We start from the raw sequence: 23,835 nt of genomic DNA, 5'->3' as shown, positions 1-23,835 counted from the left end.
AAGATAACCATTGGGATTACATGAACCGCTTCCCTGATTACATCAACAGCGATACAATCACCAGCCTCGTTTACGAAACCGGCGACTGGTACTTTTATACGAATGATAAATATGTAGACCATTACTTCATCCTGGCCTTTGTAAACTGGTCAAAAATGCCGGTCATCCTTTCCATGTGCGAAACGGAAGCAGAAGCGCAGGAGCAGATTAAGCTGCTGACAATAGAACTGAATAATAAATAAAAAATGCTCCGCCTACCCTAAAAAGAGTAAGCGGAGCATTTTTGCTGTCGAAAAAGGCAGTAAAATATTAACGCTATATATAGTATGTAGAAAATGGTAAAATTTTCAAGCGCGAACAGGCACAGCCTTTAGCCAGCAGCATCTAAAAAAACTGCGCAGTTTGCCCCAGTCACGCAACACTCAAGCTGCTTCGTGCTATGTCCTGTTTAACGGCCTTTTTCTTAAAAAGACAGCCTCATCTGGTGCCAGACAACATTTCCATGCGTTGATTTTTCTGACACGCCTTCATCAACAAAGCCAAACTTCGCATAATACGGCACCAGCCTTTCCTTGCAGGTAAGCACCAGGCCCTTGCGCCCCTGCAGCCTTGCATCTTCAATCGCGCGGCCAATCAGCTCACTGGCATATCCCTGCTTGCGATAAGCCGGAATAGTGTTGACGCCGAAAATCATCTGCCACGCCCCATTTTCATTGTGCAGTGTCGCATCTTCGTACATTACATCTGTCAAATCACGCTCATCCGTCACAAAGCCATCTACAAAGGCAATCAGCTTTTCCGCATCGTACATCAGCCAGAAGTGATTGCCATAATACTTCACCCTGTCAACAAACTCCTTGGCAGTCGCGGCCTCCGCCGGCGGAAAGCATTCTGCCTCCACTGCGGCAATCGCAGCAATATCCTCCGTAGTTGCATATTTTATAATCATAAGCTGTTCCCCTCCGGTAAAATTCATATTCTATTAATTATAGCATGAATCACCGTCTTGTTAAACAGCAAACACAATCTAAAGGCGCTTACGGCGATTTTGCAGGTAGTAAACACTTCTGTAAGTGTAATATATTTTTCTTTTAACAAACTATTGTTTTTATTATTTTTCTGTGCTATAATTACCTTAGTTGCATGGGTAGCCGCATTCCTGCGGAGCTTATGCCTGGTCATGCGGACCAGTGGCGCTTGTCGAGCTTTCGGCAGGCGCCTTTTTTTTACATTTGGCTGCTTATATATTTTTGCCTTATTTTATGCTATAATCAAAGGAGGAAACATATGCAAAACCAAGTATCTAATCTTGACAAGCTCACTCTTTCCAACGATTTTCTCTTCAAGCACGTTATGCTCAGAAAGCGCATCTGCAAGCATATTTTGGAAGAACTTTTACACACCAAAATTGCAGATATCACCTATCTCGAAGCAGAACAGACGCTTGATGTTTATCCCGACAGCCATGGTATTCGCCTGGACGTCAGAATTGCTGACAACACCAATACGCATTACAATCTGGAAATGCAGGTAAAGAACCCTGTCAGTCGTACCGGTAAATTTCAGCTGCCCAAGCGCACCCGCTACTATCAGGCCATGTTGGATACAGATATGCTACAAAAGGGTCAGGATTATGACGAGCTTTCTCCTACTTATATAATCTTCTTCTGCCTGTTTGACTTCTTCGAGGATTCCCAGCGTATTTATACCTTTAAAAGACGTTGCCTGGAAAACATGGAGATTGAATTGGCAGATGAAGCTGCTATTATGTTTCTCAATACTTTAGGCACTAAAGGCGATGTATCGCCAGATATTCAAAGCCTGTTTGACTACATCAACAACAATACAGTTACCAGCAATTTCACCCGTGAGGTTGCTGATACAATTACAGAAATCAAGAATGATAAGAAAGTGAGGGATTCCTATATGACTTACGAAATGCGTATGAAGGATATTCGTGAAGAATCTCTTGCCGAAGGCATAGCCGAAGAAAAACTTGCTACCGCCAAACGGTTTTTAAGCATGGGGTTGTCAGTACAGGACGTTGCCAAAGGTACTTTACTGTCTGTTGAGCAGGTTGAAAAGATTAAGGCTGAATCAGAATGATAAGAAAGTGAGGGATTCCTATATGACTTATGAAATGCGTATGAAGGATATTCGCGAAGAATCTCTTGCCGAAGGTGAAGCTAAAGGGAAAGCCGAAGAAAAACTTGCTACCGCTAAGCGTTTTTTAAACATGGGCTTATCTGTGCAAGATGTCGCTAAAGGTACTTCGCTTTCTGTTGAGCAGGTTGAAAAAATTAAGGCTGAACAAAAATAGTCAACCTATAACTAAAACCCTAACCCCCTACCCCCACCGCCGTTCGCTGCCGCGAACGGCTTTTTTATACAAAAAATCTGCGCAAGCCTCAGCCTACGCAGATTTCTCAAAGCACAAAACACCAAAGCTGTTTCGCGTTACACCCTATTTTACTTCAATAGTAAGTTCCTGACCATGTGGAATATTAGGATTCATAGCCTCCTTCAGCTCTTCCGGAGTTACACCCAAATCCACATTATCCCTAACCTCTACCTGAAAATCAGTGCCAGCCGGATAGTTAATATTGCTCCCCTTCATAAAAAGACCGCCAACCAGACTAACTGCAGCAGCAACAGCCACAGCACCGCCATCAGTTTTTCCCTTGCCTTCAAGGCCTTTTCTCAAAGGAACGGTTACATTGTTCAGCGTCTTTATTTCCTTACCTGCAATGCGCAGCACACCTTTTCTGCCAAAGCCACCCGCCTTTTGCACTTCATATACATAACCCATACCAACAGTACCTTTAGGAATAACCACTACACCGTTAATAATCAGATTTTCGGTAGTTCTGAATTCAACCTGTTGGTTTTTCTTATACGTTTTAGAATTTGCTGCTTCGATAAGCTCAACATTAAGCATCGTTTGCTTAGGAATATAAATATGACCAGGTAAAACATTGGTAATGGCTACCTTTTGTGTAGTAGCCTGCTCTTGTTTTGCCTGCAAAGCCATTCTTTCCTTAAATGTCAGCTTTGATGTGTCAACTTCCTTAACCGGTTCTTCCTCCTCGGCAAACGGATCATACTTTTCGTCCACATTCACATAGCGGCTTGCCGGAGAAGCATAAGCCATAGGTAAGCACAAACCGTTGACCATCATAATTCCGCTGATGATTGCTGCTGCAAATTTCCCTGTTCTTTTCATTTTCAAACACCTTCCCTTTTTATTTTGATATCTTATATGCTGCTCATATTATGCATAACAGATATCTGGTAACATTATGTAGCCTACATATAATGAGGCTTTTTTGCAATTAGCTCGCATCGCTGTAGCTTTAAGATAATTTTACTATATGGTGCGGACAATATTTGTCTATCTAATCCATGTAGTACCATAAAATAAAAAATTTTCCCATCAAATTTTTATTACTTAAGTCATCAGTACAAACTCACTTTGAACATTATTCGACACACATATCCATAATCCCTGCTTCACTCTAATCGCCTCTTTTATTTATAACATAATTTTCTTTTAACGAACTATTGTTTTTATTCTTTTTCTATGTTATAATAACCTTAGTTGCATGGGTAGCCGCAATTTTGCGGAGCTCTTGCCTGGTCGTGCGGACCAGTGGCGCCTGTCGAGCTTTCGGCAGGCGCCTTTTTTTACATTTGGCTGCTTATATATTTTTGCCTTATTTTATGCTATAATTAAAGGAGGAAACATATGCAAAACCTGGCAACGAAATTTGATAATCTGACAATCCAAAGCGACTTCATCTTCAAAAAGGTTATGTCACGTAAGCGCATCTGCATGCACCTTTTAGAGGAATTACTGCAGATTAAAATTGCCGACATCAACTACTTTGAGGCTGAAAAATCTCTTGATCCTGACTATGCAAGTCGCGGCATTCGTCTGGATATCATCGTGGCGGACGATAAGAACACACATTATAACTTGGAAATGCAGGTCAATAATATCAAAAATCCCGACACCAAACATTATGTGCTGCCCAAGCGCACACGCTATTATCAGGCGTTGATGGATATTGACTTACTGCAAAAGGGCCAGGAGTATGACCTGCTGCCGCCAACCTATATCATATTTATTTGTGTCTTTGATTTTTTTGCCAAAGGCAATTATGTTTATACCTTTAAAAAGCGTTGTCTGGAGGATATGGAGCTGGAGCTGCCTGATGAAGCAACTACCATGATTTTGAACACCAAGGGTTCGCATGGCAACATCTCCAAGGACATCAAAAGCTTTTATGATTATGTAAACAACCACATTATAAATAGCGATTTCACTAAGCAAATTGACGATGAAATCAGCTATCTTAAGCTTGATACGAAAGTGAGGCGAGAATTTATGCTTTTAGAAGCACGTTTGTTAGATGAGAGGCGCGAAGGCAGAGCTGAAGGCAGAGCTGAAGGCAGAGCTGAGGGCAGAGTTGAAGGCAAAGCTGAAGGCAGAGTTGAAGAGAAACTCGCTACTGCAAAGCGTCTTTTAAGCATGGGATTAACAATACAGGATATCGCCAAGGCTACTAAGCTTTCTGTTGAGCAGATTGAAGAAATTATGACAAAGCAAGCTTAATAAAAGTGAGGCGGGAAATTATGCTTTTAACTCCCACTATGTCAGATGCAAAACGAGAAGGTAGAGCTGAAGAGAAAGCTGCTATCGCTAAGCTTATGCTGGCTAAGGGTTGCTATTCTCCGCAAGAAATCATTGAGCTTACCGGTTTATCTATTGATGATATGGAAACGCTAAAGAATGATATGCATGTAGAGAAGCAAGCTTGATAAGAAAGTGAGGCGGGAAATTATGCTTTTAACTCCCCTTATGTCAGATGCAGGACGTGAAGGTAGGGCTGAAGGTAGAGCTGAAGCAAGAACTGAAATCGCTAAGCGCATGTTAAATCTGGGATACTCAGTGCAGTTTATCTCTGAAGCTACTACTCTTTCTATCGAACAGATTGAAAAGCTGAAGGCTGAACAAGAATAGTCAACCTATAACTAAAAATTCACTACCACCACCGCCGTGTGCTTCCGCACACGGCTTTTTCTCTGCCCGCACAAAAAATCTCCCGCACGCTGCTAAACGCAGCTCGGGAGATTTTCTACTATATTAATATAAGCAAGGCTGCAACGCCTGTCGGCTGCAAGCAGCCTCTTATTTGCCGCTGTCAAACAGCGCTTCTACAAACTTATCCGGCTCAAAGGGGCGGAAGTCCATAATGCCTTCGCCTACGCCGATCCATTTAACCGGCAGACCCAGCTCTTCCTTAATTGCCACAACCACGCCGCCCTTAGCAGTGCCGTCAAGCTTTGTGAGTACAACGCCGGTAACCTTAGCGGTTTCCATGAACACCTTAGCCTGATTGATTGCATTCTGGCCGGTGGTAGCGTCCAGAACCAGGAAGGTTTCGTGCGGAGCTTCGGGTATTTCGCGTTTGATAATACGGTGGATTTTTTCCAGCTCGTTCATCAGGTTAGCCTTGTTATGCAAGCGTCCTGCAGTATCAATAAAAAGAATATCTGCCTTACGCGCAATAGCAGCCTTCATAGCATCAAACACAACTGCCGCCGGGTCTGCACCCTCAGCGTGACGGATAACGTCGCAATGCGCGCGTTCGCCCCAAATCTGCAGCTGCTCGCCTGCCGCAGCACGGAAGGTGTCGCCTGCTGCCAGAACAACCTTGTATTTGAACAGGGTGAAGTAATTTGCCAGCTTGCCGATAGTAGTAGTTTTGCCTACGCCATTAACGCCAACTACCAGGATAACAGTCGGTTTAGCACCGATACGTGTACGTTGGCCGCTGTCTGCCAGCATCTCTGCCATATATTTTTTCAGGAAGGGAATAACATCCTCGGTACCGCTGATTTCCTTCTTCTTCGCTGCTTTGCGCACTGCGTCGATCAGCTTTTCGGTAGTTTTTACGCCTACGTCCGCAGAAAGCAGAATCATTTCCAGCTCATCGAGAAAGTCATCGTCAATCGTTGCAGACAGGCCTACAAGCTCCTGAATGCGGTCAGTAAAGTTGCGTCTTGTTTTAGAAAGGCCTTCCTTTAAACGCTCAAAAAATCCCATTATTCATTCTCCTTTGCATTTATTTTTACGGATAATAGTTTAGAAACACCGGATTCTTCCATAGTTACGCCATACATGATATCGGCGCATTCCATCGTACCCTTGCGGTGCGTAATCACGATAAACTGCGTGTCACTGGCAAAATCTCGCAGGAAATCAGCAAAGCGCTGAATATTGGCATCATCCAAGGGCGCGTCAATTTCGTCCAGAATGCAGAACGGTGATGGCTGGTAGCTCAAAAGCGCAAAGAGCAGCGCGATAACCGTCAGCGCTCTTTCGCCGCCGCTCATCAGGTACAGGCTCTGCAGCTTTTTACCGGGTGGCTGCACATCGATATCGATACCGGAATCCAGCAAATTATCCGGCTCGGTGAGCCGCAGCACCGCCGTACCGCCGCCAAAGATTTTGACATAGCATTGCGCAAAGTATTCATTGATCTGGGCAAAGGCTTCCTTGAAGCGCTTGGTCATACCGCTGTTGATTTCCGCGATGACCGCTTCCAGATTATCCTTCGCCGTACACAAATCGTCATATTGCTTACGCAGGAATTCGCTGCGCTCCTTCACTGCGTTGTATTCTTCAATCGCCGCCGCATTAATCGGTCCCAGGTCCGCAATCTGCAGCGTCAGCTGGCTTTCCTGCTTTTGCAGCTCCGGCAGCTCCATTGCCTGCAGCTCAGGTAAATCCTGACTGCGCGCCGCTGCCTCATCCAGCTGATAATCCTGCTGCAGCTGCTCCCGGATATGGCCGCAGCTGCTTTCGTGCCTTGCCAGGTCCAGCTCCGTCTGCTTCAGCAGCGCTTCACTGTCGTTCACCTGCTTGCGCAATCCTGTCAGCGCTTGTTCTATCTCCTGCTGCTTATCCACTAGGTCGCCGCGCTCCTGGGCGAAGTCATCCTTGCCGCCCAAAATCTGCTGCAGCTGTGCCAGCAGCTCATCGCTTTGCTGCTGCAGCTTCTGCTTTTGCACATCGCAGTCCGCAATTTCCTGCTGTCTGCGCTCCTGCTCCCTGCCATTGGCAGCAATTTCCTCCTGCAGCCGCAGTGTATCCTGGTCCAGGCTGTGCATAGCCTTGCTGATATCCTGCGTGCGTGCGGCCGAGGTCTGCAGCGTAATTTGGGCATCCTGCAGCTGGTTATCCAAGGCGGTAACCGCACTGCCGTATTTGGCAATTTCCTTTTTTAGGCTATCCAAAAGCTCCTTAGCCTGGGTATCCTGTCCCTCGCGCTCGGCAACTGCCGCGCGCAGCTCCTTCACCTTATCACGGTTTGCCATATAGGCCGCAGTGATATTGCTGCGGTCATCCAAAAGCAGCAGCAAACGTTCGTTGTCGCGCGTCTTTTGTTGCTGCACCTGCTCCAGGTTCAGCTTGAGCCTGTCTGCCTTCAGCTGCTGCTGACGAAGCTCTGCTGCCAGCTGCTGCAGCTGCTCCTTCTGCTTTCCTTCGGCTTCCTCCAGCTCTTCAAGCTGTTCCTGCCAGCTGAGCATTTCGGCATGCAGCTGCTTCACCTGTGCTGCTGCCTGCGCAATCTCTACGTTACGGCTCAAATAGCCTTCCTTATGCTTTTTGCTGCCGCCGCTCATACTGCCGCCGGCGTTGACTACGTCGCCGTCCAGCGTAACTACGCGCAGACGGTAGCGGCCAGCCTTTGCCGCAGCCAAGGCAGCATCAATGTTTTCGGCAATCAGCACTCTGCCCAGCAAGAAGCGGACAGCATTTTCCGCCTCAGGCTTGAAGCCGATTAGATCTACCGCATAGCCAAGAATTCCCGGCAGCTTCGCCAGTACTTCCTCCTCGCGGTTCGGCCCGCGACGCTGCACGGTATCCAGAGGCAGAAAGGTTGCGCGTCCGCTACCAGTACGCTTCAAAAAGGCTATCGCTTCCTTCGCCGCATTGGCCGAGCGCATCACCAGGTTCTGCGCACCCTCGCCCAACGCTGTTTCGATAGCAGCGACATATTTATCTTCTACCTGCAGCAGCTCCGCTGCCACGCCTACAACCTGCTCACGCCAAGGCTCCTGCGCCTTCAGCACCGCTTTGATGCCGTAGCTGAAGCCCTCGTAGCTCTGCTGCAGACGCTTTAAGCTCTGCTCGCGTGTTTCGGCCGCCGTCAGCTGACGCTGGCACTGCTGCTGACTGCTGCGTACAGCCTGCAGCTCCTTTTGCCCTGCATCATAGGCACTGCGCAGCTCCTCGCCCTGCCTGCGCACCAGCTCCAGGCCGTGCGCACACTGCGACTGCTGCTCCAGCAGGCTGTTGTACTGCTCCTGTGCCTGACGGTCTGCAGCTTCCGCCTCTTCGATGCTCTTTTTCAAAGCATCGCGACGACGTGCACGCTGCTCCTGCTCCTGCTCCAGGTTATGCAGCTCGTTGCGCAGCTTAATCAGCTCCTGCATACCGCTGAAGAACTGTGACTGCGCCTGCTCGTCGCTGCGCTTCGCTTCCTCCAGCTTGGCACTCTGCTCATCGCGCTGCGCCTGCAGCTGCTTGACAGCGCCATCGGCCACAGTATGCCTTTTTTCGACAGCATCAAACTCTGCTGCCAGCTCCTGCATACGTGCTTCCTGCTCCTTCACCTGCTGCTCCAGGCGCTCGTTGCGCTGCACCAGGCGTTCGCCGGCTCTTTCGTTCTGGCTGACACGTTCATCAAGCACCTTCTGGTCACCGCGCAGCTTTTCCAAAGCAGTCTCGCGGTTTTTGATATCGTCCTGTAATTTATTATAAGCCTCAGCCAGCTTATCCAGCTCCTGCTGCACCTTTACGCCCTCGGCCTGCATGCTGCCGACCTTCGCCGCCTGCTCGGAGTAGGCAGCTTCGGCCGCCTGCTTTTTCGCCAGCAGCTCATTGCCTGTGTCCTCCATCGCATCAAGGCGACGCAAAAGCACGGAAAGACGGCAACGGCGCAGCGCCTCGCTCAGCTCATTGAACTGCTGCGTTTTGGCTGCAGCCTGCGCCAAAGGCTCTACCTGCGCATCTACCTCACTGCGGATATCGTTGATACGCGTAAGGTTGTTGGCCGTATCGTCCAGCTTGCGCACCGCGTCCTTTTTGCGCAGGCGGTATTTGGCAATACCTGCCGCCTCTTCAAACAGACTGCGTCTGTCCTCGGGACGGCTATTTAAGACCTCATCAATTTTATTTTGGCCGATAATGGACATGGAGCCCTTACCAAGGCCTGTATCCGCCATCAGGTCGATAATATCCTTCAGGCGGCAGCTTTTCTTGTTAATCGCATATTCGCTGTCACCGCTGCGGAATATGCGGCGCGTCAGGCTTACCTGCTCAAAATCAAGCGGCAGTGTCCTGTCGCTGTTATCAAAATCAATGGTGACCTCCGCTACGCCCAACGCTCTGCGCTTGCCGCTGCCGGAGAAAATTACGTCCTCCATCTTGCTGCCACGCAGATACTTGGCGCTCTGCTCGCCCAACGCCCAACGGATGGCATCAGAAATATTGCTCTTGCCTGAACCATTCGGTCCGACAACAGCAGTAATTCCCTTGTCAAAGGTCAATTCAGTTTTATCAGCAAAGGATTTAAAGCCATAGGTTGAAAAGGACTTTAAACGCACTAGCAATCACCCATTTTCTATAAATCAGTTATTATATCTTTTTATTGTATCATAAAATACAATTTTTTTACACCAGGCAGAAGTTCTCTCATGCTAAAAATTGTAAAATAACCTGCCAGCGCTCCGCCAAATCTGCCAGACGCAAACGCGCATTGGCCGGACTTGTCGACGGCAGATAAAAGATTCGCACCTGCTGCGGCAGTTTTTTGGCAAAATATTTTTTGAAGGCTACAGCCGCCTTGCCACCATTGCAGACCACTGCCTGTAAATGCGGCAGCTCGCCTGCAAGCTCAACGACAGCGTTCGGCGCCTCGTTTTTGATGCTGCTGTCCAAGCTGCCCTCGCGCTCGCAATAGCCCAGCGTGTCCCACAGCGCAATGTGATGCTTATGCAGCAAGGCCTGCTTGGCTGCGTAATCCTGCGGCACTTCCTCCTGCAAAAGCAGTGCCAACAGACGCCAGAAGCGGTTCTGCGGATGTGCGTAATATTCCTGCTGCTCCAGGGATTTTATTCCCGGCATGGAGCCTAAAATCAATATTCTGCTATCTTCGTCTGCTATCGGTGCGAAGGATTTACATGCGGACATACTCTTATCTCATCTGCCTTATCTTGAATTATCTGCAGCTTAAGCCCCTGGAAGCGTTCCTGCCAATAGTGCAGGTTACAGCTTTTTTGCCCGCGCAGCTTCGATTCCAGGCGTGCAGGGCAATATATTGTAACAGCGCCGCAGTCAGCCAGCTTCTCTAATTGTGACGTCACTTCGGTGCGCAGCACTCTGCTTTTCACCAGCTCGCCCATCGCCGGATGAAACGGTCCTGCAAGAATGTTGCCCGGTGCGCACAGCTCCTCGTCAGGCTGCAGGCCGATGCGGATAACATTCACGCCTGCTTCCGTCAGCTCGCGATAAGCCCAGGCCGCCTGCGTCACGGCCTCCTCCATAGTCAGCGGTACAAAGCGCCCCGCCGCGTAGTCCGCAGCCAGCGGCGTACCCTTGATTACTAACAAAGGATAGATGCGCGCCACATCAGGATGCATCTCGATAGCCTTACGCACTGTTTCCTGCACGCTGGCAAAGCTCTGCTCGGGCATGCCCACCATCAGCTGCAGGCCGACTTGAAAGCCGAAGCGTTTTAAAAGCGCCACCGCCGGCGCCACCTGCGCCGCCGTGTGGCCGCGCTCCGCTGCCGCCAGCACGCTGTCATCCAGCGACTGCACGCCCAGCTCCACCAGGCGCACACCATGCTGCTGCAAAAGCTGCAAGCGCTCTTCATCTATATAATCAGGTCGCGTTGAAAGGCGCACGCTGCCGATAAAGCCTTCGGCCAGCAATGCGTCCGTCAGCGCCAGCAGCTCCTCCTGCAGCTCCAAAGGCAGGCCGGTAAAGCTGCCGCCGTAAAACGCCGCCTCGTTGGCCACGCTCGGCCGCAGCCAGCTGCGCCAGCGCGCAAGCTGCTCTTTGGCGGCTGCAACAGCAGCCAGCTTCTGGCCGCTAATCGTCTTTTGGTTACAAAAGACGCATTGATGCGGACAGCCTGCATGCGGTATGAAAATTGGCAGAATAGACATAGATATCCCTTCTTTTGAACAAAAACACAGCTTTTATGTAAATTTTTCAGGAAAAAGCTGATTAATGAGAATTATTCCTATTGACATTATCCCCTGTAGGGGGTTATTATAGTGTTGCAATAAATTTAATAGGAATGTGGTGCAGCAATGAAATTATCTCACATGGAGTTTATAAAAACAAGTCTTCCCTTTACATTTTCTACAATGGCGGCCTCGCTTATGGGTGCCGTCGACACTGCCGTAGTCGGGCATTTGGGGAATTACACATACATTAACGCTGTTTCTTTAGGTGCAGTAATCTTCAGCACAGTCTACTGGCTCTTCGGCTTTCTGAAAATATCCACCAGTGGCTTTGCGGCCCAAGCCTTAGGTCAGCACGATCCCAAGCTGCTTGCCGGTGCTTTTATCCGCGGAGTGTTGGCAGCCTTCGGCATCGGCCTGCTGCTCGTCATTTTGCAGGAGCCTATCTGGCGGACGGCTCTGCTGCTCTTCAATCCGGACGCAGCAACCAAGCCTATGTTAGAGCAATATTATCGCATGCTCATCTGGATTATGCCGCTGACGCTCGTTTTCCAGACTGCACAGGGATGGTTCGCCGGCACGCTGCATGTACGTATCGCGGTACTCACCGCACTTGCCAGCAACATTATCAACCTACTGCTGGACGTGCTCTTCGTCATCGTATTGCATTATGAAGTAACCGGAGTTGCTGCTGCCACCTGCATCGCCAACATTACCGGCTTTTTGGCCATTCTGTACTTTTATGCCAAGCACAAGCCCCTGCCGCTGACAGCAGTGCCGCTGCGAAAAATCTTTTCCGGTCCCACCTGCCGTCAGATGCTGCAATGCGGTTCGCATCTCACCGTGCGTATGTTCTGCATGATTATCATGGTCAACAGCTTTATGCACCAAAGCTCAGCCTTCGGCGGTGAGCTTTTGGCAGCTAATTCTATTCTTTTTCAGATACAGTTCATTATGGGCGATATTCTGACCGGCCTTTCGCAGGCAGGTGCCATCTATTCCGGCATTGCCTTCGGCGAGCACGACCGCTCCATGCTCAATGATACGCTGCGCATCAGCTTTATCTGGGCCATCGGCTTCGGCCTGCTGCAGACTGTCGGCTATTATTGCTGTCGTCACGCCATTCTTGGCTGCTTCACCAATCTGCACAGCGTTATTGCCACAGCGCAGCAGTACGATTTGTTTATAGCCTTCTTCCCGCTTATCAGCGCACTCGGTATCGTCTACTACGGCGTATTCAATGGTGCGCTCTACACTAGGCCTATCTGCATCTCCATGCTACTGACCGCAGGCTGTTACCTTACCGCCTACTTTACGCTCATTCCGCTTTACGGCAACATCGGCCTGTGGCTGGCCTTTCTCATCTTCTATATTGCTCGCAGCAGCTTTTTACTGTTTTTTGTTCCCAAGCTGCAGCAAAGAGTAGCTTTGGCGTAATCTCAAACAAGACTGCACGTTCTTAACGTGCAGTTTTTTTAACTTCAGCGCAGATATTGGTCAATGGCCGCTTCAAAATCCTCCAGGCTTTTGCTGCCCTCACCTTTTTCGATAGCATGCAAAATGCAATGCTCCAGGTGGTCTTTTAAAATAACCTTGGCTGTATTATCCAACGCCTTGCGCACCGCAGCTATCTGAATCAGCACCTCCGAGCAATCCCTGCCGTTATCTACCATAGTCTTGATAGAACGCACATGTCCTTCAATGCGTGCCAGGCGGTTGACAACCTTCTTCTTATTAGGATGGTTGTGAGCGTGTGCATGAGCTTCCTGCAAAGTCTGCTGCTTTTTATCATCCTGCTGCGTAAGCTCCGCCTGTCTGCGCACATATTCCAATAAAGATTTTTCTTCTGCCATTACTGTCACCAACCTTATCTCTACATTATTAAAAGGGAGCGCACTAAACACGCTCCCTCATTTTATTACTCTGCCTGCGGCGTCAAAATGCTTTCGATTACCAAAGCAACGCCGTCATCATTATTAGATGCGGTAATAATTTTTGCATTCTGCTTCACGCTGTCCTTAGCGTTGGCAACCGCTACGCCGATACCGGCATTGGCAATCATCTTCACATCGTTATTGGAATCACCGATACACATAATTTCCTGCGGCTGTACGCCGTAGCTTGCCGCTACGCTTTTTACCGCCTCCCATTTGTTGACACCGGGCTCCATCAGCTCCAGAAAATTATCCTTGGAGCTGGTAACATCCAGCTTACCGGCAAAATCCTCTTTAAATTGCTGCCATACAGCGGCAAATTCCTCGCTCTTGGTCATAACAAGAATCTTATACGGTGCTTCATCTGTATGATAAAGCGCCTCACCAATCGCAGTAGTCTGAATACCGCTGATTTTGGTATACATGCGGGAGCATTCGTTCTCCTGCTTAATCAAAATGCTGTCACCCACATAAAGCTGCAGGTAATAGCCCTTCTCGCGGCAGTATGCCAGCACCTCGTTAGCTGTAGACAGCTTCATCTTGTGCTCGTAATAAACCTTGCCGCTCAGGCTGCCCTTAACGAGAGCGCCGTTATAGGTAACAAGCGGCACATCAAGACCCAGCTTTTCCGCATAAGGACGCACGGAAACGTACATTCTGCCCGTAGCAATCAAAAAAATCTTGCCTGCATCCAGCGCCTTTCTGATAGCTGCCTCGTTACGCGGAGAAATTTGGCAGTCCTTATTCAAAAGTGTATCGTCCATATCGCTGGCAATCAGCTTAATTTCCATGCTCCATCTGCTCCTTTAACATCAATTTATCCAAAAATATAGCTGCTGCCGGATAAAGCAGCAAAAGAAAAATACCGTGCATGATGCCAAAATTAAGGTCGTAGCCCGGCAGCATCCGGCAAACAGTTACGGCACCCTCCAGGGAGAAGGCAGCCATCACCAGCATAGCCTTCAGACAGTCATTTCTGCGTTTGGCCAGCTCCTGCAGCCTCGTCAGCAAAAAATACTTGTCCACAATAACGTGCATCAGCTTCAGGCCCAGGCACATAAAAGCACCTTCAATAAAAGAGCCTGCCACCAATCCGCCCAAGGTAACAACCTGCAGCATACCGGTTACATATTCACAAAGGAAAAAAATGACGCTCAGCGTCAGCCACATTGTGGCTAAATTATACATTGTTTTCTTCAAATTAATCACCAAAATACATTATAACACAGACAGCCGTCAAATTACACCAGGCGTCTGATATTTTATGATGCTTTTAAGCATATTTTGCAAGTATTTCTGCATATTTTGTGGTAAAATAAATTTATTAACGTAAGCAGACATCATTGTCTGTACGAAAGGAGCAGTTTATATGAAGCGCAGTGATAAATTCCGCCAGGCCAATCGTGAGGCTCTGGCTACTGTTGTTGCCACCATCGCCGTCATCATCTTCTGGTGCTTGGCAGGCTTTGGACTGGCAGACAGTAATATTACATTCTGGCATACACCTCTTTGGGTTTGGGGCGGCTGTGTAGGCACCTGGCTTTTTGCCATCGCCGTTACCATTTTCCTGACGAAGAAGGTTTTTGTCAACTTTGATTTGGATGACAGCACGGAGGATAAGCAGCATGAGTAGTATTTTGAACATTATACCTGCGCTGGCCTTTCTGCTGATTCTTTTGAGCATCAGCGCCTATATCCAGCGCACGTCAAAGGAAAACAGACAAAAGGATTTCGCCAAGGATTACTTCATCGGCGGGCGTACCCTCGGCGGCTTTGTGCTGGCGATGACCACCGCTGCCACCTACAGCAGCGTAAGCACCTTCGTCGGTGGTCCGGGCGTAGCCTGGGTTATCGGTTACGGCTGGCTGTACATGGCCATCGTGCAGGTAGTCGTTATCTTCCTCGTTTTAGGCGTATTCGGCAAAAAGATTGCCCTGATTGCGCGTGAGATTGACGCTGTAACCGTCATTGACGTGCTGCGTGCCCGCTATCATTCCGATTTTCTGGCGAACATGGCTGCCGTTGTTATTGTCGCCTTCTTCTGCGCCACCATGGTGGCACAGTTCGTCGGCGCCGCCAAGCTCTTCGAAGCAGTAACCGGCTTCTCCTACCTCACCGGCCTCACGATGTTTGGCCTGATTGTTGTCATTTACACCACTATCGGCGGCTTTAAGGGCGTTGCCGTTACCGACGCCTGCTGCGCCATCGCCATGATCGTCGGCCTGTGCATCCTCATGGGCGGCATGATGCATGCAGGCGGCGGCTTCAACAAAATCATGAGCTACATCAGCACCCAGCATCCCGATATGCTGGAGCCGCTTTCCCGCGGCAAGATGCCGATTTCGCTTTACATCAGCCAATGGCTGCTCGTCGGCATCTGTACACTGTCGCTGCCGCAGTCCGTTGTCCGCGGCATCAGCTACAAAAATACCAAGGCGCTGCATAACGCTATGATTATCGGTACCGTCGTCATCGGTGCTATGACACTGGTCGCAACCTGGATCGGTGTCATCAGCAAGGGTGTTCTGACTGCGCCCATCACAGCCTACGGCAACAGTGTTGATAACATCATGCCTGTCGCCATCGTGCAAAGCCTCACTCCCTTCTGGGCCGGCGTCATCATCATCGGTCCCATTGCAGCAACCATTTCCACAGTTTCCTCGCTGCTGCTTTCCTCGTCCTCCTCTATCGTCAAGGACGTGTACATGAACATCAAGGGCAAGCGCGAAGAGCAGCTCAGCAATAACCAAATTCGCCTCTACAGTCTGGGCGCTACTGTTATCCTCGGCCTTTTTGTTTATGCCATCGCCATCAAACCGCCAAGCGTTATCTGGCAAATTAACATGTTTGCCTTCGGCGGTCTGGAAACAGCCTTCTTCTGGGTGCTGATTTTCGGTCTTTTCTGGCCCAAGGCCAACAAATACGGCGCTATTGCTGCCATGGGCGGCGGTGTAATCATCTACTGCCTGGCCATGGTCTTTAAGATTAAGGTGCTTGACCTGCACCAGATAGTGCTCGGCATCGGCCTTTCCCTGCTGTGCTTCTTCATCGGCAACAGCTTCGGCAAGACCGTTGATGAAAAAACGCTGCGCATCTTCTTCCCCGAAAAATTTGACGACGAAAAATAAATATCGTCAATCGAAGAAACACCCTGTGCATTGCCAACGGCAATACGCAGGGTGTTTTTCATTACTTATTCAAAGCTCACTCAAATTCCTTATAGATACCTTCCTCGCGACGTCTGGTTGCCGTTTTGGAAATATATGTACCATGAACAATATTGGTAAGCTTCTTCTTCGCTAAAATCTTTTGAATGTAATCAAGATGCGGGCAAGGCGGCTTATGCGAATTATCCGATACCATGCAGGTAGAGAGATGCACGCAAAGCTCCTGCCCCTCCTCCTTAAAGCGGCGCAGGCGCTTCGCCAGATTCTCCAGCTTCACCGTCAGCGCACCGCCGGAGCAGCCACCGCAGGTGAAGCTCATGTAATGCGTATCCTCGGGATAACCGGCAAACTTGCCCTCACGGCTGTAAAAGGCGTGCGTACAGTTGTAGCCGCAGCAACGCTGCTGCACTGTGTCGCACTGGATAATTACTACCAGCTTGCTCATTTTATCATGCCTGCTGCTTTTAAAGCTGCATCCAGCTTAGCCTCAGCGGCAGCGCTGATAGGAGTCAGCGGCAGACGCGGAGCACCTGCTTCAATACCGGTAACCTTGGTAACGGCAGCTTTGATAGGAATCGGGTTACTTTCTATGAACATAGCCTTAGCCAAAGGCACCATGACCTTGTTGAGGTCAGCGGCATCCTTAACGCGGCCTTCACTGTAGGCCTGCATCAATTGCTGCAGTATGTTGCCGTTAACGTTGGCCAGAACGGAAATCAAGCCGCAGGCACCAACGGACAGGAACGGCAGAATCAGGCCGTCGTCACCGCTGTAAATGGAGAAATCTTCTGGAAGCACGCGATACAGCTCAGCAGTTTGTGCAACATTGCCTGCTGCCTCTTTAATAGCCACAATGTTGCTGAAATCTGCTGCCAGACGTGCAACAGTTTCCGGAGCAATGTTGCCGCCGGTACGTCCGGGAACGTTATAAACGATAATCGGCAGCTTGGTAGCCTTTGCTACTGCTGCAAAATGCTGGTAATAGCCTTCCTGAGTCGGTTTGTTGTAGTACGGGCCTACTACGAGGACACCGTCAACACCGCAGGCTTCCATTTTCTTAACCAAATCAATAGTGCTGGCAGTGCAGTTTGTGCCTGCACCGGCAACAATCTTAGCACGGCCGTTGACACGAGCAACAATGGTCTGCATGAATTTAATTTTTTCATCCATGTCCATGGTTGCAGCTTCGCCGGTAGAGCCTTCTACTACCAGGCCGTCACTGCCGTTAGCCAGCAGCCAGTCAGCAAAATCTGCACCGGCTGCATAATTGATGCTACCATCAGCGTTGAACGGCGTAACCATTGCCGTTAATAATCTGCCAAAATACGGTTTGTTCATTGTAATTCCACCTCTTAAAACTAATTGAAACCAAAGATCTCTATGAAATATTGATTATTGTCTAAATAAATTTTATATATTTTCCGGCGTACTTTTGGTGCGCTAAAAAATCCTAGCAACGCAGACGGTGCTTTATTTCCTCTTTACCCTAATAGGCTGTGGAGAAAGTGCTGGATGCCAGGCATGTCGACGACGGCGTACTAGCGATACGTCGCGGATACATAACAACGCAGACGGTGCTTTATACACAGACTACAGCTTGAAGGCCTCATGGAGCGCCTTCACAGCTTCCACCAAATGCTCCTCTTTTACAATCGCGGAAATCGTAGTATCGCTGTCCACAGTTTGCAGAATAGCGATATTGTGGCTGGCAAGCGCAGTTACAAAGGTAGCCATAATGCCGGGCACGCCACGCATAGCACTGCCGACAACGGAAACCTTACCGCAGCCCTCGTTCAGCGTATATTTAAAGCCTGTTGCATCAAGCACCTTGCAGGTGTGCTCTACGTCCGGAGAAAATACTGCAAACATTGCTTCCTTCTCGGACAGGTTCAAGCAGCCTACGCTGATGCCTGCATCTGCCAAATCCTCGAACAGATTGCGGCCTGCAGTAATATCCTGCGGATTCAGGTCAATGCGGAATTGTGCCAGATCATTAAGATGAGCAACGCCGCTGGCGCAGGATTCGTTAATCGCAATTTCGCCGCCGTTACCCTGACCGATGCGCTCACTGGTAATCAAAGTGCCGGGAGCATCGCTGAAGGTGGATTTTACATACATGGGAATATTGCTGCCCATAGCAATTTCCACAGCACGCGGATGAATAACCTTAGCGCCGTTCTGTGCCATCTGGCAAACCTCAGCATAGGAAATCTGCTGCAGAATATTTGCCTTCTCGACAATACGCGGGTCTGCAGTCATAATGCCCTCAACGTCTGTATAAATTTCAACAAAATCAGCCTTGAGCGCAGCGCCCAGTGCAGCAGCAGAGGTATCGCTGCCACCGCGACCTAAGGTAGTAAATTTATAGTTGTTTTCCGTCATGCCCTGGAAGCCGCAGACAACCGGAATGATGCCTGCCTCCAGCAGACGGATAAGACCGGAGGTATTGATGTTTTTGATACGTGCGGCACCAAACTGGGAATCAGTAACAATGCCTGCCTGACCGCCGGTGAGCGCCATAGCGTTGATACCGAATTTTTGCAGAGTTGCTGCCATTACGCAGGCGGAAATGATTTCGCCGCAGCACATCATCATATCCATCTCGCGCACATTAACGGAAAGGTTAACGTCCTTCAGGGTACCGATAAGAGTATCGGTCGCGTAGGGCGCACCCTTGCGTCCCATAGCGGAAACTACAACTACCGGGGAGTAACCGTTACGGATAGCCTGCTGTACCTTGTTTTTAACTGCAACGCGGGCTTCCTCACTTGCGACGGAGGTGCCGCCGAATTTCTGTACAATGATTTTCATGTAAATTGCTCCTCATCTGTTTAAATTAAAACGCAAAATGTACCGGATGCCGGAAAGGCTGTGGTGTACAGGCTGTACGCCAGGTAGTCTTTACACGCAGAGGTGCATTATTATTTTTCTAACCAGCCGTTTTTAATCATAACCTCAGCAATCTGCAGAGTGTTCAGTGCAGCGCCCTTGCGGATCTGGTCGCCTACTACCCACAGGTTAAAGGTATTCGGGTTAGACTCATCGCGGCGCAGACGGCCAACAAAGCAGTCATATTTTTCCGAGGTATATAAAGGCATCGGATAAACCTGGTTGGCAGGATCATCCATCATCTTAATGCCGGGGAAAGCGTTGATAGCAGCTGCCATATCCTTCAGCTCCAAATCATGCTCAAACTCAATGTTTACCGATTCGCTGTGGCTGCGGTATACAGGCACACGCACGGTAGTAGCGGTAATGCGCATTTCGTCATCATGCATAATCTTTCTTGTTTCGTTAATCATCTTCATCTCTTCTTTGGTGTAGAGATTGTCAAGGAAAACATCAATCTGCGGAATCAGGTTAAAGGCAATCGGATAATGCTTCGACAGACTTGCGGACGGAAGAATGTGTGCCTCCATCTCACGGCCCTCGCTGTAAGCCTTGGTCTGGTCGGTGAGCTCGTCAATGCCCTCCTTGCCGGCGCCGGAAACAGCCTGATAGGTAGAAACGACGATACGTTTAATGCGTGCCAGGTCATACAGCGGCTTCAGTGCCATAACCATAATAATGGTAGAGCAGTTAGGGTTGGCGATAATGCCCTTGTGCTTCAGGATGTCCTCGGGGTTAACCTCCGGCACAACCAGCGGCACTTCGGGGTCCATACGGAAGGTGCTGGAGTTATCAATAACAACGGCACCGGCTTTCACAGCGTAGGGAGCAAACTCCTTAGAAACGCTGCCGCCTGCGAACAGAGCGATATCAATGCCCTCGAAGGAGTCCTTGGTAGCCTCCTGCACAGTATATGTTTTGCCCATAAATTCAATCTGCTTGCCTGCGCTGCGCTTGGAAGCCAGCAGACGCAGTTCTGCAAATGGGAAGTTTCTTTCTTCGATAAGCTTCAGAAATTCAGTACCAACAGCACCGGTAGCGCCCAAAATAGCAACGTTATACTTTTTCATAAAATTCTCCCCCTCACTATTAGAGTAATTTATCTAAGCCGTATACCAGGCCTACTTGGTCAACAATTTTGCGGCAGCCAAGCGCAACGCCCGGCATGTAGCATTCGCGGTTTACAGGATCAGTACTGATTTTCAGTGTTTCGCCCTGACCGCCGAAGATAACCTCCTGGGAAGCAACGTAGCCCGGCAGACGTACACTGTGAATCTTCATGCCCTCGTAATCCGCACCGCGCGCACCTGCCATGGTTTCCTTTTCATCAGGATTGCCCTGGTGCATAGCCTTGCGCACCTCAGCAATTTTTTGTGCGGTAATAATCGCCGTACCGCTGGGAGCATCCAGCTTATTATCGTGATGCTTCTCGATAATTTCCACATGCGGGAAGTATTTGGCAGCCTCACACGCCAGCTTCATCATTACAACTGCGCCAAGCGCAAAGTTCGGTGCAATCAGCAGGCTGGTGTTGTGCTTGCGTGCCAGCTCATCAACCTCTTGCAAATCCGCATCGCTGAAGCCTGTTGTGCCTACTACTGCATGCACGCCGAGCGGCAGCATTTTGCGCAGATTGCCCATAACAACATCAGGACGGGTGAAGTCAACAACAACGTCCGGTTTGGCAGCTTCAATCGCAGCAACCAGGTCAGTCGTTACCTTAACACCGTCGCCCAGAGGCACGGTGCCTTCCTTAATATCTACAGCACCAACAAGCTCCAAATCAGCTTCGCTATATACCTTTTTACATACCTCGCTGCCCATGCGGCCCAGCGCACCATTTACCAAAACACGAATCATGTTGTTCACTCCTTAATCATAAAAATAACCGTTGAGATATTTCCTTTGGATTCTATCTCAACGGTTAGCATGCTAAATAAATATTCACACCCATAGCCGAGATAGCCCTCCGCTGCAGATGCAGCGACAGTCCGGCAGCTTTCACTGACGGCCCAGCACAACGACACGGCTGCCATTGCACTTCGGCGTTAGCCCTTTTGTGATGCTTCTCAGCTCCCGCTCCACAACCTACTCATGCTTTCCGCGCCTCTATCTTAATGGTTTGCTATTAAAAAAATTATATTACTGTTACTGCTATTTGTCAACGAGGAAAATTATTAGTATGTTCTTATAGCGGCAAGTGTAAAGATTTTACAAAAAGGGAAGGTATAATGATTTCTATTACGAGATTTTGGCATTTTCTCCCTTTTCTCGTAATAGCATTCTCCCTATTTACTGCTACATTACGCATCCTATTACGAAAAAAGTGCATTTTTTACCTTTTCCCGTAATAGAATCACAAAAGCATGCTTTCAGGTTGAAGTAAAAACTGCTGCAATCCCAGCACCAAAATTCCCTCCTCATTATACCAGGGCTTTATATCATCCTTAACCACAATAATCTTTTTAAACGAATCATTGATACGGACAAGCGAATTCTGTTCCTGCTCCATCTTCTCTCTATCAGGAATAGAAAAGGCGGACTGAATATAAAAGCGCTGACTACCCTTATTACAAACAAAATCAACCTCTAAATTTATCTTTACCTGCTTTCCTTCAGCATTTTTGGTACGATACTCTACAATTCCGACATCAACATTAAAATCACGCACCAGCAATTCATTATAAATAATGTTTTCCATAATGTGATTCTCTTCCTGTTGACGAAAATTCAAACGTGCATTGCGTAAGCCAACATCAGTAAAATAATATTTGAATGGTGAAGCAATATACTTTCTGCCTTTAATATCATATCGTTCCGCTTTATTCACTAAAAAAGCATCCTGCAGATAATCAATATATGCCCCGATAGTTTTATCACTGACCTTAATACCCTTGCTGGCAAAAGTATTGGCTAACTTGGAAGGATTAGTCAAAGAACCAACGGACGAAGCCAAAATATTTACCAAGGTATCCATAACCACATCGCCACGTAAGCTATTACGCTCTACTATATCAGCCAAATACACCTTGCTGAACAAATCTCTCAAATATTTTGCTTTTAGCTCATCCTTTTTACGAGCTAAAATTTGTGGCAAGCCACCATAAGTATAATAATTCTTCCATGCTTCTTCTTTGCTTCCTGCAAATGCTGAAACAAATTCTGCATAATTCAAGGGATAAACGCGTACTTCATCGCCACGCCCACGAAACTCTGTTAAAATGTCAGTAGACAAAAACTTAGAGTTACTGCCGGTAACATAAATATCCAGATTACTGTAGCGATTTAAGCCGTTTAATAGTTTTGCAAAACCATCAACAAACTGTACCTCATCAAGAAAAACATAGTTCATTTTCTCTGGAACTATCTTGCTTTTAATATACTCATTAAGCATTTGAATATTAAGCATATCTTCCCATTCAGGACTATCTAAAGCTATGCGTATAATGCAATCCTTATCTACTCCGTTTTGCAGCAGGTAATTGTAATACAGATTAAATAACAGATATGATTTGCCACATCTGCGAATACCGGTAATAACCTTAATCTCTCCGTTTTCTTTACGGTCTATAAGCTTTTGCAGATAAAGATCTCGTTTAATTTCTGTCATTTCACACACTCCTATTACGAGATTTTTCACCTAGTGCACTTTTCTCGTAATAAGTATAGCATTATTAAGCACCTTAAGCAAGCTTAAGCATACTTTCTATTACGAGTTTTATGCACTTTTTCCCTTTTCTCGTAATAGAACTATCTTTTTTACCGCTTCATCACGCATCCTATTACGAGATTTTTCACCTAATTCACTTTTCTCGTAATAGTACTCTTCATTTTTATCGTGTCCGCACGCATCCTATTACGAACTTTATGCACTTTATCCCTTTTTTCGTAATAGAAGTCTCAAGATTACCGCTTCTGCACACATCATATTACGAAAAAAGTGCATTTTTTCCCTTTTCCCGTAATAGAAAACGCAGAGCGCACGTACAACCGTCACGCCCTGCGTCAAAGCTCACAGGCTCAAAAAGTTCTTCAAAATCGTCCGTCCCTGCGGCGTCATAATCGACTCCGGGTGGAACTGCACGCCATACACCGGCAGCGTTTTATGCTGCAGCGCCATAATCTCGTTCTTCGCCGTTTTTGCCGTAACCTCCAGGCATTCCGGCAGGCTCTCCGGCTCCACAATCAGCGAATGATAGCGCGCTGCCTCAAAGCCATCCGGCATATCCTTAAAGATGGGGCTTGCTGCCTCAAGATACACCTTATCCGCCTTACCATGCACGATCTCCGGTGCATGCACCACGTTGCCGCCAAAGGCTTCACCAATCGCCTGATGCCCCAGGCAGACACCCAAAATCGGGAACTCACCGGCCAACTGGCGAATCACCTCCAGGCAAATACCTGCCTGCTTGGGATTGCCGGGACCGGGTGAAATAATAATGTGGTCAGGCTGCATTGCTCTGATATCCTCAAGCGTCAGCTTATCATTGCGCACAACCTTGATATCAGGATTGATTTCGCCAATCAGCTGATACAGATTAAAAGTAAAGCTGTCGTAGTTATCAATAATCAAAATCATT

The 23,835-nt window shown here is 48.3% G+C and carries 25 protein-coding genes and 1 riboswitch; of the genes, 9 read left to right on the top strand and 16 right to left on the bottom strand.

The window, feature by feature from the left end; all coding sequences use genetic code 11:
• Positions 1-242 (top strand): hypothetical protein (locus tag RDW05_RS05210; protein ID WP_307978102.1); only part of this gene is annotated, 242 nt, incomplete at its 5' end.
• A 221-nt stretch (positions 243-463) separates the two neighbouring features.
• Here RDW05_RS05210 and RDW05_RS05205 read toward each other — a convergent pair.
• Positions 464-949: a GNAT family N-acetyltransferase gene (locus RDW05_RS05205; protein WP_307978101.1), complete on the bottom strand. Its 486-nt coding sequence runs from the start codon at positions 947-949 to the stop codon at positions 464-466.
• Positions 950-1,287: 338 nt separating this feature from the next.
• On the opposite strand from RDW05_RS05205, the gene RDW05_RS05200 reads away from it, so the two are divergent.
• Complete coding sequence (locus RDW05_RS05200) at positions 1,288-2,106, top strand: Rpn family recombination-promoting nuclease/putative transposase (RefSeq protein WP_307978100.1); 819 nt, start codon at positions 1,288-1,290, stop codon at positions 2,104-2,106.
• Between the two features lie 22 nt (positions 2,107-2,128).
• Positions 2,129-2,320 carry a hypothetical protein gene (locus tag RDW05_RS05195; RefSeq protein WP_307978099.1) on the top strand — a complete coding sequence of 64 codons (192 nt, stop codon included), beginning with the start codon at positions 2,129-2,131 and terminating at the stop codon, positions 2,318-2,320.
• Positions 2,321-2,464: 144 nt separating this feature from the next.
• On the opposite strand, the gene RDW05_RS05190 is transcribed toward RDW05_RS05195, so the two are convergent.
• The gene (locus RDW05_RS05190; protein WP_307978098.1) at positions 2,465-3,223 is read right to left on the bottom strand and encodes a hypothetical protein; all 759 of its coding nucleotides are present in this window, start codon (positions 3,221-3,223) and stop codon (positions 2,465-2,467) included.
• A 522-nt stretch (positions 3,224-3,745) separates the two neighbouring features.
• On the opposite strand from RDW05_RS05190, the gene RDW05_RS05185 reads away from it, so the two are divergent.
• From RDW05_RS05185 to RDW05_RS05175, 3 genes are read left to right on the top strand one after another with little or no spacing between them, the layout of a single operon-like run.
• Complete coding sequence (locus RDW05_RS05185) at positions 3,746-4,615, top strand: Rpn family recombination-promoting nuclease/putative transposase (RefSeq protein WP_307978097.1); 870 nt, start codon at positions 3,746-3,748, stop codon at positions 4,613-4,615.
• Positions 4,616-4,653: 38 nt separating this feature from the next.
• On the top strand, positions 4,654-4,821 hold the full coding sequence (locus tag RDW05_RS05180; protein ID WP_307978096.1) for a hypothetical protein: 168 nt from the start codon (positions 4,654-4,656) through the stop codon (positions 4,819-4,821).
• Positions 4,822-4,861: 40 nt separating this feature from the next.
• Positions 4,862-5,023, top strand: coding sequence for a hypothetical protein (locus RDW05_RS05175; RefSeq protein ID WP_307978095.1), 162 nt, complete (start codon positions 4,862-4,864; stop codon positions 5,021-5,023).
• Positions 5,024-5,191: 168 nt separating this feature from the next.
• Here RDW05_RS05175 and ftsY read toward each other — a convergent pair whose 3' ends face one another.
• The 4 genes from ftsY to RDW05_RS05155 all read right to left on the bottom strand — a co-directional run bounded on the left by ftsY (position 5,192) and on the right by RDW05_RS05155 (position 11,244).
• On the bottom strand, positions 5,192-6,109 hold the full coding sequence (gene ftsY / locus RDW05_RS05170; RefSeq protein ID WP_210684530.1) for a signal recognition particle-docking protein FtsY: 918 nt from the start codon (positions 6,107-6,109) through the stop codon (positions 5,192-5,194).
• Positions 6,109-9,678 carry a chromosome segregation protein SMC gene (gene smc / locus RDW05_RS05165; protein ID WP_307978094.1) on the bottom strand — a complete coding sequence of 1,190 codons (3,570 nt, stop codon included), beginning with the start codon at positions 9,676-9,678 and terminating at the stop codon, positions 6,109-6,111. Before smc ends, ftsY begins: the two co-directional genes overlap by 1 nt.
• A gap of 88 nt (positions 9,679-9,766) precedes the next feature.
• Positions 9,767-10,264 carry a DNA-deoxyinosine glycosylase gene (locus tag RDW05_RS05160; RefSeq protein ID WP_307978093.1) on the bottom strand — a complete coding sequence of 166 codons (498 nt, stop codon included), beginning with the start codon at positions 10,262-10,264 and terminating at the stop codon, positions 9,767-9,769.
• Positions 10,234-11,244: a radical SAM protein gene (locus RDW05_RS05155; protein ID WP_307978092.1), complete on the bottom strand. Its 1,011-nt coding sequence runs from the start codon at positions 11,242-11,244 to the stop codon at positions 10,234-10,236. Before RDW05_RS05155 ends, RDW05_RS05160 begins: the two co-directional genes overlap by 31 nt.
• A gap of 147 nt (positions 11,245-11,391) precedes the next feature.
• On the opposite strand from RDW05_RS05155, the gene RDW05_RS05150 reads away from it, so the two are divergent.
• Positions 11,392-12,702: an MATE family efflux transporter gene (locus tag RDW05_RS05150; RefSeq protein ID WP_307978091.1), complete on the top strand. Its 1,311-nt coding sequence runs from the start codon at positions 11,392-11,394 to the stop codon at positions 12,700-12,702.
• Positions 12,703-12,746: 44 nt separating this feature from the next.
• On the opposite strand, the gene RDW05_RS05145 is transcribed toward RDW05_RS05150, so the two are convergent.
• From RDW05_RS05145 to RDW05_RS05135, 3 genes are all read right to left on the bottom strand, one after another.
• On the bottom strand, positions 12,747-13,118 hold the full coding sequence (locus tag RDW05_RS05145; RefSeq protein ID WP_307978090.1) for a metal-sensing transcriptional repressor: 372 nt from the start codon (positions 13,116-13,118) through the stop codon (positions 12,747-12,749).
• A gap of 65 nt (positions 13,119-13,183) precedes the next feature.
• Complete coding sequence (locus RDW05_RS05140) at positions 13,184-13,990, bottom strand: Cof-type HAD-IIB family hydrolase (RefSeq protein WP_307978089.1); 807 nt, start codon at positions 13,988-13,990, stop codon at positions 13,184-13,186.
• Positions 13,980-14,399, bottom strand: coding sequence for a hypothetical protein (locus RDW05_RS05135; RefSeq protein WP_307978088.1), 420 nt, complete (start codon positions 14,397-14,399; stop codon positions 13,980-13,982). The genes RDW05_RS05140 and RDW05_RS05135 overlap by 11 nt, the downstream gene beginning before the upstream one ends.
• Before the next feature lie 169 nt (positions 14,400-14,568).
• On the opposite strand from RDW05_RS05135, the gene RDW05_RS05130 reads away from it, so the two are divergent.
• Both RDW05_RS05130 and panF read left to right on the top strand, forming a co-directional pair.
• On the top strand, positions 14,569-14,832 hold the full coding sequence (locus RDW05_RS05130) for a YhdT family protein (RefSeq protein ID WP_304261833.1): 264 nt from the start codon (positions 14,569-14,571) through the stop codon (positions 14,830-14,832).
• Entirely contained in the window at positions 14,825-16,327 is a 1,503-nt protein-coding gene (panF, locus tag RDW05_RS05125; RefSeq protein WP_307978087.1) for a sodium/pantothenate symporter, read from the top strand. Before RDW05_RS05130 ends, panF begins: the two co-directional genes overlap by 8 nt.
• A 76-nt stretch (positions 16,328-16,403) precedes the next feature.
• Here the strand turns inward: panF and RDW05_RS05120 are convergent, their stop codons facing one another.
• From RDW05_RS05120 to RDW05_RS05090, 7 genes are all read right to left on the bottom strand, one after another.
• A complete protein-coding gene (locus RDW05_RS05120) occupies positions 16,404-16,811 on the bottom strand; it encodes a CGGC domain-containing protein (protein ID WP_021719696.1) in 408 nt (135 codons plus the stop codon).
• Positions 16,808-17,704: a 4-hydroxy-tetrahydrodipicolinate synthase gene (gene dapA / locus RDW05_RS05115; RefSeq protein ID WP_307978086.1), complete on the bottom strand. Its 897-nt coding sequence runs from the start codon at positions 17,702-17,704 to the stop codon at positions 16,808-16,810. Before dapA ends, RDW05_RS05120 begins: the two co-directional genes overlap by 4 nt.
• Positions 17,705-17,956: 252 nt before the next feature.
• Positions 17,957-19,177 carry an aspartate kinase gene (dapG, locus tag RDW05_RS05110; protein WP_293809275.1) on the bottom strand — a complete coding sequence of 407 codons (1,221 nt, stop codon included), beginning with the start codon at positions 19,175-19,177 and terminating at the stop codon, positions 17,957-17,959.
• A gap of 110 nt (positions 19,178-19,287) precedes the next feature.
• Positions 19,288-20,325: an aspartate-semialdehyde dehydrogenase gene (locus RDW05_RS05105; protein WP_307978085.1), complete on the bottom strand. Its 1,038-nt coding sequence runs from the start codon at positions 20,323-20,325 to the stop codon at positions 19,288-19,290.
• Between the two features lie 19 nt (positions 20,326-20,344).
• Positions 20,345-21,115: a 4-hydroxy-tetrahydrodipicolinate reductase gene (gene dapB, locus RDW05_RS05100; RefSeq protein WP_307978084.1), complete on the bottom strand. Its 771-nt coding sequence runs from the start codon at positions 21,113-21,115 to the stop codon at positions 20,345-20,347.
• 94 nt (positions 21,116-21,209) lie between these two features.
• A riboswitch (Lysine riboswitch) is annotated at positions 21,210-21,375 on the bottom strand.
• A gap of 236 nt (positions 21,376-21,611) precedes the next feature.
• Positions 21,612-22,865, bottom strand: a complete 1,254-nt coding sequence (locus tag RDW05_RS05095; RefSeq protein ID WP_307978083.1) for an ATP-binding protein — start codon at positions 22,863-22,865, stop codon at positions 21,612-21,614.
• Positions 22,866-23,267: 402 nt separating this feature from the next.
• Positions 23,268-23,834 (bottom strand): aminodeoxychorismate/anthranilate synthase component II, encoded by a 567-nt coding sequence (locus RDW05_RS05090; protein WP_307978082.1) that lies wholly within the window; start codon positions 23,832-23,834, stop codon positions 23,268-23,270.
• Position 23,835 lies beyond the last annotated feature (1 nt).

The organism is uncultured Phascolarctobacterium sp. (genome assembly GCF_902463975.1).
In the GTDB taxonomy this organism is placed as follows: domain Bacteria; phylum Bacillota; class Negativicutes; order Acidaminococcales; family Acidaminococcaceae; genus Phascolarctobacterium_A.
This window is presented reverse-complemented; position numbering and strand designations above follow the sequence as displayed.